Below are 11,991 nucleotides of genomic sequence, written 5' to 3'. Positions count from 1 at the left end.
AAAAGGCGCTGGAGCCAGTGACCGATGACATTCACCGGATGGGGCAGTTCCTGCGTGAAGAAAACGCGGCCGGCTACGGTTACCTGCCTGCGGGCACCGATGTACTGCGCGCTTTCACATATCCCTTCGATGAGGTGAAGGTTCTCATCATCGGACAGGATCCGTATCCGACACCGGGACATGCGATGGGCCTTAGCTTCTCGGTTCAACCGGATGTGAAGCCGGTGCCGCGGTCATTGGCCAATATCTTCAAGGAGTACTCCTCCGACCTGGGGCTCCCGACTCCCTCAAACGGTGATCTCACACCGTGGAGCAGGCAGGGCGTGGCCCTGTTCAACCGGGTGCTGACTGTGCGCCCGGGCGCGGCAGCCTCGCATCGAGGTAAGGGCTGGGAAGCAATTACGGAGCATGCCATCAAAGCGCTAGTCGCCCGTGACCAGCCGCTGGTGGCAATTCTGTGGGGACGCGATGCGCAGAGTTTGCAGCGTTGGCTCCCTGGCGTGGACTGTATCTGCTCGCCGCACCCGTCACCGCTGTCAGCATCCCGTGGATTCTTCGGGTCGCGCCCCTTTAGTCGGGCAAATGAGTCGCTTGTCCGCCAGGGGGCTACCCCTATCGACTGGACGCTAGAATAGGAATTCATGTCTTCGCAGATAGGTTCTGCCGCCATTGTCGGCTGGGTAGCCCGGGGTATTGATGCGCTTCAATGCCGTCGCGATGAGATCAACAGTCTCAACGTCTTCCCGGTGCCGGACTCCGATACTGGGTCCAATATGCTCGCGACGTTGACCTCGGCGTATGAGGAAGCACAAAAGGCTGATGCTTCCGATGTTCGAGCAGTCACCGCGGCCTTGGCTGCCGGTGCAGTGTGCGGTGCTCGGGGCAATTCGGGCACGGTGCTTTCGCAGGTTTTCCGCGCGGTGGCCGAGGCTGCGTCCGGCAACGGCATTGGCGTTGAGTCGGTGCAGCACTCGCTGAAGCTAGCCGTGCAGCATGTCTCCCAGGCGATTGCCAATCCAGTCGAGGGCACAATTTTGACAGTCCTGCGTCACGCCGCGATTGCCGCGGAGGAATTCGAGGGCGATTCCATCGAGGAGCTCGCCGACACCATTGCGGATGCCGCTCGTGACGCGCTGGCAAAAACCCCCAACCAGCTTCCGGCACTGCAGCAGGCGGGCGTTGTTGATGCTGGCGGCGCGGGGCTGGTCATTCTGCTTGACGCGCTTGCCGACGAAGTCAGCGGCCGTACAGCCTCACCGGTCGACTTGCATGTCGATGCTCCCCACGCAGCCACCGTTGAGATGGAGGTCATGTACGTAATTTCCCTGGCGGATACTCAGTCGGTGGAGGAACTGCGGGAGCGGTTGAAACCGCTGGGCAATTCGCTCATCATCGCCGGTGATGCCGGGGGCGCGGAGACGGCGCAGTACATGGTGCATATCCACACCGTGGAGCCGGGGGCTGTCATCGAGGCCGCGCTCGACTTCGGTCGACCGGAGGGAATCCGCATCGAGGTGCTCGATGAACCGGTGCCGACACCGGAGTCCACCCGCATCCTTATCGCAGTAGTGCCGGATGGTCCACTGAAGGACCTCATCACTTCCTCTGGGGCGATCGCGATAAGCCCGACGCCAAAGAATCGCGCAGCCACTGCTGACCAGGAGTTCGCTGACAATGTGGTCACCAAGGCGCTGACTGCCATGCGCGGTGCGGACGAGGTAATCCTCATCCCAAATGGACTGGTCAGCTCCCAAGAATTAGCTGACATCGAATTCAGTGCCGCCGCGGCGAACCCCACACTCGCGGTGGTCGCCACCGATTCGATCGCCGCTGGCCTTGCCGCCTTGGCGGTGCATTCCTCCGAGCTGCCGCTGACAGTGGCCGCATATGCGATGGGGGAGGCCGCCAATGGCACGCGGACGGCAACGGTCGCTGCGGACGTCGATAAGCCTCTGACAGACGCGCTTACGGAGATCATCTCTGAACTGCTGGTTGGCGGTGGAGAGCTGGTGACTCTGCTGCTGGGGCGCGGAGCCGAGGGCGTTGACGTGGCAGATGTGCGGGCGCGGTTGGATAGGCCGGTAGAGGTTGTGGCTTATGATGCGGCCGGTATTGATGAGCTGGTGCAGGTAGGAATCGAGTAGCACGATGCTCGGATGGCTCGGCTCGGATTATGCGCGCACGCCCCTGAATATTGTGGTGGGACCGAAGATTGCGAAGAAACTGCACACGGCTTTCGGTATGGAGACCGTCGCGGATGCGCTGACGAACTTCCCAAAGCGCTATGTGGCGCAGGGCAAGAGTCTAGATGTGTCCTTTTCCGACATCGGCGACACCATCACCACGGTGGTGGAGGTGCACAGCATTTCGCCGACACCCGCGTTCGCTGACCGGCGCAAACCGCTGAAAATCTATGTCAGCGACGGTGTACGCATCCTCCCTGCGGCGATTTTTGGGGCGGAATGGCTGCGCAATATGGTGCACCCGGGTGTGCGGCTGCTTATTGTTGGCACGCTCAGTGAGTTCCGCAATGAGCTGCAGCTGAAAAACGTTGACTGCATGGTGCTGAAAGCAGATGGTTCGGTCGGCGCTGCTACCGGCAAGTTGGCCACGCTTACGAAGACGGCCAAGGGTATTGCGGAGATGCAGCGACTGCTCACGCGCCCGTACCTGCCCATTTATCGTGGCCGCAAGGGTGTGGCGGGTATTCACTTGGCGCTGTATATGCAGCGCATCCTCGAATGGTTGCCGCTCCAGCCCGACCCATTGCCAGCAACCCCGCTGGAGCTCACCGATTTTGACTCCGCACTGCGTGGCGCGCACTTTCCCTCCATCGCAGGCCCCGACATCGCACTTGCCCGCCTGAAGTACGACGAAGCGCTCGAAATCCAACTCGCCGTCGGGGCACGCAAACGCACTCAAGCCAGCCTCACCGCACCGGCCTGCGTGGAAGTCTCCGGGGGACTTCGCGACGATCTACGCAAAGGACTGCCGTTCTCGCTTACCGACGGCCAGGTCGCGGTCGCAGCCGATATTGCGCGCGATATGTCGCAAACCAGCCCTATGAACCGCCTGCTGGCAGGTGAGGTTGGCTCGGGTAAGACCGTGGTAGCCCTGTTGGGAATGCTGCAGGCCGCCGATGCCAGCAGACAGTGCGCGATGCTCGCACCGACTGAAGTTCTAGCTCAGCAGCACTACCGCTCACTGACAGCGATGCTGGAGCAGGCCGGAGTAGCAGCGACAGTGCGACTGCTCACCGGATCGATGTCGACCAAGGCGCGCCGGGCAACCCTGTTGGAGGCGGTCAACGGGGAGGCGGATATTGTCGTCGGCACGCATGCCCTGCTCAGTGAGGGTGTAGAGTTTTTTGACTTGGGACTCGTGGTCGTCGACGAGCAGCACCGCTTTGGTGTGCGCCAGCGTGACCAGCTGCGCAGTAGAGGCCGGGGCGGGATGACACCGCATCTGCTGGTGATGTCGGCAACCCCGATTCCGCGTACTGTTGCCATGACTATCTTTGGTGACCTCGCAGTATCGCAGTTGACGGAATTGCCGCGGGGGCGACAGGAGATTCAGTCCTTTGTCGTACCAACGCTGGAGAAACCGCGCTGGGAAGCACGGACGTGGGAGCGCATCGGGGAAGAAGTGGCCAAGGGCAATCGTGCCTTTATTGTCTGCCCCCGCATTACCCGTGATGAGGAACAGTTCCTCGACGAATCAGTAGAAGCGGTATTCGACCGCGCGCAGAAGAAACTCCCCGGAGTTCGGATTAGCCAGCTGCACGGCAACATGGCACCGGAGGAAAAAGATCGCGTCATGCAGGCCTTTGCCGCAGGACAGCTGGATGTGCTGGTCTCCACGACAGTCATTGAAGTCGGCGTCGACGTGCCGGAGGCCACGGTGATGATGATTCGCCGCGCCGAGAGCTATGGCATCTCGCAGATCCATCAGCTACGCGGTCGTGTTGGCCGTGGCGACCGCGGTGGTCTGTGTTTCCTGTGCACGCACACTCTTTCACAGACACCGGAACGCAGCCGGCTAGAACGCATTGCCGCGACCACCGACGGCATTCAACTGGCGGAGCTGGACCTGGCCACGCGTAGCTTCGGTGATTTGCTCGGCGATGACCAATCGGGGCTGGCCACCGGCCTCGGGCTGGTTGACCTCACCACCGATGGCGAAATCATCGAGCGCACTCGGCACGACGCCGCCGCTCTCCTCGACGGCGACGAGAAGCTGGTGGCCGAACTCATCGCCGATATCGACGAAGAGCAGTCGAACTACTTGGACCGCTCGTAGGAGTCCTCAGTAGACTGTTGGGCATGGTAGATGTCTGTGCACCTTTTGCAGGAGTAGTCCGCTGGGAGGTCGCCGAGAATGAGTCGGTGACGACCGGCCAGGTCATTGCGGTCGTGGAGGCCGTCAAGCTAGAGGCTCCGGTCGTGGCGCCCTGCCCGGGCACGGTCGCGGAGGTAGGGGCAGGTCAGTTCGTGGATGTCGAAGGCGGTCAGCTACTGGCACGAATCGACCCGACAGCTGGAACCGCTTCGGCGCACAACAATGGCAACGAGAACAGATCGCACGAAGGGAAGTAGATGACCCGCATTATTGCAGGTGAAGCACGTGGCCGCAGGCTAGTCGCCCCCAAGGGAGACACCACCAGGCCGACCAGTGACCGCGCGAAGGAAGCTATTTTTTCCTCCTGGTCCACGCGTTTCGGGCTAGAGGGAACCCGCGTTCTCGACCTTTTTGCCGGCTCGGGTGCGCTCGGGTTGGAGGCAGCTTCCCGCGGCGCTCGTTCCGTCGTGCTCGTGGAAAACGATTCCAGCGCCATCGCAGCGATTGAAAAGAATATCCGCACCGTGGGGCACCCCGATGTGACCGTGGCTCCGATGAAGGTGTCGTCGTATCTGGCGGGCGCGCCGGGCGAGCCTTTCGACCGCGTCATCGCCGATCCTCCCTACGAACTGTCGGGGGAGGCCGTCACCGAGATGCTCGAGGCACTGCGCAGCTTCCTCGCCCCCGGGGCTGTTGTGACGGTGGAGCGTCACCGCGATGATGAGGAGACGCAGTGGCCGGAGGGCTACGAGCAGCTAGAGCAGAAGCTCAAGCGCCGCATCCACGGTATGGCCCGCTTCGACACCGCTATTTACAACGCTTAACCTACAACGCTTCACGTTTTCCGCTTTACGACGGCCCAAGGTGGTTTGACCTCTATGACTCACGCATGTTGCCCCGGTTCCTACGACCCCATGACCTCCGGACACCTCGATGTGATTGAGCGTGCTGCGCGCCAGTTCGAGCAGGTGACCGTGCTGGTTACCCACAATCCGAATAAGCAGGGCATGTTCAATGTCGACGAGCGCATGGATCTCATTCGGCAGTGCACGGCGCACTTAGACAACGTGCGGGTAGATTCCTGGGCGAAGCTGCTGGTTGATTACACCTCTGCCCATGGCATAACCTGCCTGGTCAAGGGGCTGCGGTCGGCGGCGGACTACGAGTACGAGGCGCCGATGGCGCAGATGAACCGTCGCATGACAGGCATTGAGACTCTCTTTGTGGAAGCCGATCCGAAGTACGGTCACGTGTCGTCGACGCTGATGAAAGAAGTTGTCCGCTATGGCGGTTCGGTGGAAGGTCTAGTTCCTGAGCCTGTCTTGCACGCCCTGCAGCTCCGACTGAAGTAGCATGTAAGTCATGTTTCGCGTCTTCGAATCCCTTGATGAACTGGTTCAGATTCTAGAAGAGGCACACGGTGTGCCGCTGTCGGCCAATTGTATGGTCCCGCGTCAGCGTGTCCTCGAGCTGCTTGACGAGCTCAGGGATGCTTTCCCAACCGAGCTCGATGATGCGCAGGACGTACTGGACCAGCGCGATGAGATTATCAATGATGCCGAAGCGCGGGCGAACAACACTATTTCGTCTGCAGATGACGAGGCTCATCGTATTGTCGATGAGGCAGAGGCGCGCGCTAACCACACCATTGAGGATGCCAACGCTCACGCAGCGGGTACGGTCGCAGCTGCTGATGATGATGCCCGTCGCCTCCGCGAGAATGCTCAGCGGGAGTACGACAGCATTTTGGATCGCGCTGCCGACGAGTCCGATCGCCTGGTTCGCGCTGGTAATGACTCCTACGAGCGCTCGGTTGCGGAAGGTCGCGAAGAGCAGGCTCGTTTGGTCGCTGAATCTACGGTTGTCCGCGAAGCTAATGACGAGGCGAATCGACTGCTCTCTGATGCGCACGCTGATTCCTCCCGTCTCCGCGAAGAGTGCGACCGTTACGTGGACTCCAAGCTGGCGGAGTTCGAGCAGACGCTGCAGGAGACCCTGCGCAATGTCGGCCGTAATCGCTCCGTACTGCGGTCGGGTGCCGGCGCCGTCGGCGGAGGTGCCGGTGCGGGTACACAGAATGCTCAGTCCTCCGTCGCTGATGGGCAGGAACGTCGCCGGTACGAGCGTTAGAGCATCTTCGGGGTAGACTGAGGTCTATCATGACTGACTCATCCCCATTTATCCTGGACGTCTCTACATGTCTGCGGGACGACATGCCCGAACAGTTCCGCAAGGTCGGTGACAGCCCTGTTCGCGTCGGTGCCGAGATGATTGGCATCGCCGCTGGCGAGGAAGTTGTCGTCGACGGCATTGCCACAAATCTCGGCAGTGGTGTCATGGTTGACGCGACCGTGACTGCGAAGGCAACCGGTGAGTGTGTGCGCTGTCTTGCTCCGTTGAATCCGGAGCTCAGTTTCCACATCTCTGCGGTCTTTTCCAATGAAGAGGACTTCATTACTGGTGACGATGCCGATGAAGAGGAGCTCGATGATGAGGTTGGCCAGATTGTTGACAACACGGTCGACATCACTCAGGCCGTCATCGACGAGGCGGGTTTGAATCTGCCCTTCAACCCGACATGTGCAGACTTCGACTCCAGCTGTGCTGAATCGGAGTCGGATGTGCCGGAGCCAGACGGCATCTCGGGGGAAGAAGAGCGAATTGATCCGCGGTGGGCCGGTCTGGCGGAAAAGTTCGGTTCGCTCGGTGAAGAAAAGTAGTCATCGACGACTTAGACGAAGACTTATAAGGAGATATGACGGATGAGCCGCAAGCGTCGGCTAACCGGCGAGGCGGCAAGGTCGGCGGCCTTCGAGGCTGTCGATCACGCCCCGCTGCTGGAAAAACTAGGTGTTGAACTGCCGGAGGAGTCCCTGAAGCTCGCTCTGACTCACCGCAGTTTCGCAAATGAAAATGGCGCGTTGACGAATAATGAGCGTCTGGAGTTCCTGGGCGACGCCGTGCTGGGCATGTGCGTTGCTGAAGAACTCTACCGTCGCTTCCCGGACCGCGCTGAGCAGGATATTTCCAAGATGCGCGCAGGTGTCGTGAACATGTACGCGCTGGCTGATTTGGCCCGCAGTATTGGGCTGGGGGAGCACATTCTTCTCGGCCGCGGTGAAAAAGCCACCGGTGGTGCGGATAAGCACTCGATTCTCGCGGACACTACCGAGGCGCTGCTGGGTGCTATTTACCTGCAGCACGGCTTTGACATTGCCCGCGAGACCGTCCTTCGTCTGTTCAGCCAGATGATTGACGACGCCCCGACGGAGTCCCGTGGCCGCGACTGGAAGACGCTGCTGCAGGAGCGCCTGGCGGCTAAGCAAATGCCGGCTGCCGAGTACACCGTGCGCACGACAGGTCCTGACCACGACCTGACCTTCTACGTCGACGTGCTGGTAGACGGCGTTGTCAAAGGCAGCGGCACCGGAGCTACGAAAAAGGAAGCCGAGATGTACGCCGCGCATCAGGCACATACCGCACTGGCCTAATGCCCGAGCTTCCTGAGGTCGAATGTGTCCGCCGCGGACTCGACACGTACGTCGTCGGCGGACACATCGATGACACTTTCGTCTACAACGCGCGCGCCGTGCGCCGCCAGCCAGGTGGTGCCCCCGAGTTCATTGCGCGCACGCGCGGGCGCACCGTTGTCGCCACGGATCGCCGCGGCAAGTTTATGTGGCTCATACTTGACGATGACTCCGCAATCGCCATCCACCTGGGCATGAGCGGCCAATTGCGCGTGGAGCCACCGTACACCCCGGATACCGAGCCCGGTCGGCACACTCGAGCCGCTTTCGATATAGTCCTGCCGGACGGCGCTCGGCACTTAATTAACTTCAACGATCAGCGCACTTTTGGCTGGGTTTGGGCCTGTGAACTGGTTGAATCTCAGGGGCGTTTTGTACCGGAACCCGCGGCCAATATTGCCCCTGACTTGTTGGAGTCGAAGCTCGATGTGGTGTCTCTCGCGCACCGCATGAGGAAGTCCCGCGCGCCGATAAAGGCCGTGTTGCTCAATCAGAACATCGTGTCCGGAATTGGCAACATCTATGCGGATGAGATGCTCTGGGCCGCGAAGGTTGATGGACGCGTGCCCGCGTGCGACCTTTCGGTTCGTCGCTTAGCGAAGCTTTTGCGGGAGGGCCAATCGGTACTCCAACGGGCGTTGGCGGCGGGCGGGACGAGCTTTGATGCGCTGTATGTGCACGTCAATGGGGAAAGTGGCTATTTCGAGCGGAGCTTGAACGCCTATGGCCAAGCGGGGGAGCCGTGCTCGAGGTGTGGGCGGGCGATTGTGCGTCTGCCATTTGGGAATAGATCGAGTTATCTGTGTCTTAACTGCCAGCGCTAGAATTTCCTTATGAGTTTCATGGAACAAGCGACCGATTGGGTCAACGCCTGGAATGACAAGTACTGGCTGTTCATGATTCTGCTACTCAGCGGTGCAGGCCTGTACTTCTGTTGGCGGACCATTGTCGTGCAGCTTCGGTACATCCCGGAGATGTTCAGGGCTATCACTGAAAAGCCTTCGGACATCTCGGAGGGTGTCAAGGGCATCTCGGCTTTTAAAGCCTTTACTATCTCGGCGGCCTCGCGCGTTGGTACCGGCAACGTCGCAGGTGTGGCAGTGGCGATTACCGCTGGCGGTCCGGGCGCGGTGTTTTGGATGTGGCTGCTCGCTGCCATCGGCGGTGCTACCAGCTTCGTGGAGTCGACGTTGGCACAGCTGTACAAGGTGCGCGACAAGGACTCCTACCGAGGCGGTCCCGCGTACTACATCACCAAGGGGCTGGGGGAGAACTGGCGCTGGATGGCCTCGCTATTCGTCATCGCAATCACAGTGACGTACGGCTTTGTTTTCAACGCAGTGCAGTCCAACTCGATTACAGCGGCTGTCGCTGAGTCGACTGGCCAGGATTCGCTGGGCTTTAAGCTCGGCGTCGGCATTGTGCTGGCGATTTTGGCCGGCTTCATTATCTTCGGTGGTGTGCAGCGCATTTCTGCAGTGACGCAGGTTGTCGTGCCGATTATGGCCGTGGCCTACATCATCCTCGGCCTGATTGTCTTGGCTCTCAACATCACTGAGGTCCCTGGCATGATCAAGCTAATCTTCGAGCACGCCTTCGGTATCCGCGAAATCGCAGGTGCAGCTGTCGGTACCGCCATGATGCAGGGTATTCGCCGCGGCCTGTTCTCCAACGAGGCCGGTATGGGCTCCACTCCGAACGCGGCAGCGACGGCATCGGTGTCGCACCCAGTCAAGCAGGGGCTCATCCAGACGATGGGTGTCTACTTTGATACCTGGGTTGTTTGTACTATCACCGCCGTAATTATCCTGCTGTCAGATCCGACTTTCGGTGGAGATGTGGAAGGTACCGCGCTGACTCAGGCCGCGTTGTCGGCGCAGGTGGGCACGTGGGCAATTCACGCAGTCACAGTCATCATCTTCTTCCTGGCCTTCTCCTCGCTGGTGGGCAACTACTACTACGCGGAGGCGAATATCCCATTCCTGTCCAAGAGCAAGGCCACGCTGAATACCATGCGCGTGCTGGTCATCCTGTGCGTCATCGGTGGCGCTGTCGGTTCCGTGCCGTTGGTCTGGTCGCTCGCTGACACCTTCTCCGCGCTCATGGCCACCATCAACATCATTGCCATTCTCCCGCTGGGTGGCGTAGCCGTCGCGCTGTTGAAGAACTACTCCGAGCAGAAAGCTCAGGGGCTCAATCCGGTCTTCCATCGCGATGATCTGCCGAATCTCCGCGGTCACGACAAGATTGAGTGCTGGGATGGTTCCGACCCGATGACGGTGCGTGAGTCCGATGTCGCTTAACGACGTCCGCCTCACCGCGTGGGTCCACGGTCGTGTTCAAGGTGTCGGCTTTCGCTGGTATGCCCGCGCGACGGCGCTGGAATTGGGCCTGGTTGGCTACGCCCAGAACTACCCGGATGGTCGGGTGCTGGTTGTCGCCGAGGGGCCACGGGAAGCGTGTGAGAGTTTGCTCGCTTGGCTGGAAGGTCCGAATACGCCGGGGCAGGTGACGGCAGTGGTGCCGCTGTGGCAGGAACCGAAGGGTACATTGAGCAGCTTTGACCGTCGTTAAGCGCGTGCTAACTGCGTTCTTCCCCTATCTCGGGGTAGGTCGCGAAGGCATCTAGAAATTTTTATCCCTCGCTCTGCGTGAATGTTTTCGCGCAGGTGGCGGGGGATTTTTCATGTTTCACCGAAGATAGTGACTACGTAAGTGGGAAAAAAGTTACGCAAATACGGAAGGAGGTGATTTAAGTTAATAACTACCTACTGACAGACAGGGGAGGCACAAATGACGCCTGAAGAAGTTATTGCACAGTCGGGAAATTCAGCGTGGATGCTGGTCTCGGCTTCGTTGGTTTTGCTCATGACGCCGGCGCTTGCGCTGTTCTACGGCGGCATGTCGCGACAGAAGTCGGTGCTCAACATGATGATGATGAGTTTTGGTGCGGTCGGCGTTGTCGGTGCCATTTACGTGCTGTGGGGCTGGTCGATGTCCTACGGGTCGCAGTCGATTGGCGGTGTGTTTGCCAACCCATTCGAGTTCTTCGGCCTGCGTAACTCGATTACGGATGGCGACGGCAACTACATTGCGGGGGCGAATGGTTACCCGAACATCATCGACATCGGATTCCAGCTCACGTTCTGCTCGATCTCCGTGGCGCTGATTTCCGGCGCGCTGGCTGAACGCGTGAAGTTCTCCACCTGGTTGATCTTCGTCGGTTTCTGGACGACGTTGGTGTACTTCCCAATGGCGTTCATGGTCTGGGGCGGCGGACTGCTGAGCCACTCGGCAGAGAGTCTGTCGGCGAAGCTGTTCGGCACCGCTGACGGTGAAGCGCTGATCGCTCCGATTGACTTCGCCGGCGGTACGGTTGTCCACATTGCCGCTGGTACCGCAGCGTTGGTGCTGGCGATTATCGTCGGAAAGCGCAAGTCTGTTGCTACCAACGAGCACCGTCCGCACAACCTGCCGCTGGTCATGCTTGGTGCGGCACTACTGTGGTTCGGTTGGTTCGGTTTCAACGGTGGTTCCGCATTTGCCGCTGACGGTTCTGCTGGCCTGGCTTGGCTGAACACCACGGTGGCAGCGTGTGTGGGTATGCTCGGCTGGATTTCGCTCGAGCGGATTCGCGACGGACACCCCACCTCGCTGGGCGCCGCGTCAGGCATCATCGCTGGTCTTGTGACTATTACTCCGGCTGCTGGAGATATGAACCCGGTGACCTCTATCATTCTGGGCTACATCGGCGGCGTGGTGGCCTGCTGGGGCGTTGGGCTGAAGTACAAGTTCAACTTTGATGACACCCTGGACGTGGTTGGCTTGCACCTGGTCGCAGCGATGTGGGGCACCATCGGGGTCGGCCTGTTGGCTAACGATCGCGGCCTGCTCACCGGCGGTGGCATCGACGGCCTGAAGCTGTTTGCCATCCAGGTAATTATTGCCGTTGTCGCAGCTGTGTTCTCCGGAGTGCTGACATACATCATCGCCCGAGTTCTGAAGGCGACCGTCGGCTGGCGTATCCACGGCGAACAGGAACACTCCGGTATTGACTTCGCTCAGCACGGTGAATCGGCCTACACATCCACCAATCAGGCTGCGGTATAGCAGGGAATGCACC

The 11,991-nt window shown here is 60.1% G+C and carries 13 protein-coding genes; all 13 read left to right on the top strand.

Translation table 11 applies throughout. From position 1 onward, the window contains the following. Positions 1 to 635, top strand: a 635-nt coding sequence (locus Q0U90_RS09525) for a uracil-DNA glycosylase (RefSeq protein ID WP_297454196.1), incomplete at its 5' end; no start/stop codon positions are given. A gap of 6 nt (positions 636 to 641) precedes the next feature. Then, complete coding sequence (locus tag Q0U90_RS09520; RefSeq protein ID WP_297454193.1) at positions 642 to 2,144, top strand: DAK2 domain-containing protein; 1,503 nt, start codon at positions 642 to 644, stop codon at positions 2,142 to 2,144. Positions 2,145 to 2,148: 4 nt separating this feature from the next. Then, positions 2,149 to 4,299, top strand: coding sequence for an ATP-dependent DNA helicase RecG (locus Q0U90_RS09515; protein ID WP_297454143.1), 2,151 nt, complete (start codon positions 2,149 to 2,151; stop codon positions 4,297 to 4,299). Positions 4,300 to 4,322: 23 nt separating this feature from the next. Beyond that, positions 4,323 to 4,595: an acetyl-CoA carboxylase biotin carboxyl carrier protein subunit gene (locus tag Q0U90_RS09510; protein WP_297454140.1), complete on the top strand. Its 273-nt coding sequence runs from the start codon at positions 4,323 to 4,325 to the stop codon at positions 4,593 to 4,595. Then, the gene (gene rsmD, locus Q0U90_RS09505; RefSeq protein ID WP_297454137.1) at positions 4,596 to 5,162 is read left to right on the top strand and encodes a 16S rRNA (guanine(966)-N(2))-methyltransferase RsmD; all 567 of its coding nucleotides are present in this window, start codon (positions 4,596 to 4,598) and stop codon (positions 5,160 to 5,162) included. A gap of 54 nt (positions 5,163 to 5,216) precedes the next feature. After that, positions 5,217 to 5,690, top strand: coding sequence for a pantetheine-phosphate adenylyltransferase (coaD, locus tag Q0U90_RS09500; protein ID WP_297454134.1), 474 nt, complete (start codon positions 5,217 to 5,219; stop codon positions 5,688 to 5,690). A 10-nt stretch (positions 5,691 to 5,700) separates the two neighbouring features. After that, positions 5,701 to 6,468 (top strand): DivIVA domain-containing protein, encoded by a 768-nt coding sequence (locus Q0U90_RS09495; protein ID WP_297454131.1) that lies wholly within the window; start codon positions 5,701 to 5,703, stop codon positions 6,466 to 6,468. 29 nt (positions 6,469 to 6,497) lie between these two features. After that, positions 6,498 to 7,058: a YceD family protein gene (locus Q0U90_RS09490; RefSeq protein ID WP_297454128.1), complete on the top strand. Its 561-nt coding sequence runs from the start codon at positions 6,498 to 6,500 to the stop codon at positions 7,056 to 7,058. Between the two features lie 42 nt (positions 7,059 to 7,100). Further along, the gene (rnc, locus tag Q0U90_RS09485) at positions 7,101 to 7,829 is read left to right on the top strand and encodes a ribonuclease III (RefSeq protein ID WP_297454125.1); all 729 of its coding nucleotides are present in this window, start codon (positions 7,101 to 7,103) and stop codon (positions 7,827 to 7,829) included. After that, the gene (gene mutM, locus Q0U90_RS09480) at positions 7,829 to 8,692 is read left to right on the top strand and encodes a bifunctional DNA-formamidopyrimidine glycosylase/DNA-(apurinic or apyrimidinic site) lyase (protein WP_297454122.1); all 864 of its coding nucleotides are present in this window, start codon (positions 7,829 to 7,831) and stop codon (positions 8,690 to 8,692) included. Before rnc ends, mutM begins: the two co-directional genes overlap by 1 nt. Positions 8,693 to 8,710: 18 nt before the next feature. Further along, a complete protein-coding gene (locus tag Q0U90_RS09475) occupies positions 8,711 to 10,171 on the top strand; it encodes an alanine/glycine:cation symporter family protein (RefSeq protein ID WP_297454205.1) in 1,461 nt (486 codons plus the stop codon). Beyond that, complete coding sequence (locus tag Q0U90_RS09470) at positions 10,161 to 10,442, top strand: acylphosphatase (RefSeq protein ID WP_297454119.1); 282 nt, start codon at positions 10,161 to 10,163, stop codon at positions 10,440 to 10,442. Before Q0U90_RS09475 ends, Q0U90_RS09470 begins: the two co-directional genes overlap by 11 nt. 219 nt (positions 10,443 to 10,661) lie before the next feature. Continuing rightward, the gene (locus Q0U90_RS09465; protein WP_297454114.1) at positions 10,662 to 11,978 is read left to right on the top strand and encodes an ammonium transporter; all 1,317 of its coding nucleotides are present in this window, start codon (positions 10,662 to 10,664) and stop codon (positions 11,976 to 11,978) included. Positions 11,979 to 11,991 lie beyond the last annotated feature (13 nt).

The organism is uncultured Corynebacterium sp., assembly GCF_946998835.1.
GTDB lineage: Bacteria > Actinomycetota > Actinomycetes > Mycobacteriales > Mycobacteriaceae > Corynebacterium.
The sequence above is the reverse complement of the archived record's forward strand: the minus strand, read 5'-3'. Positions and strand labels throughout refer to the sequence as shown.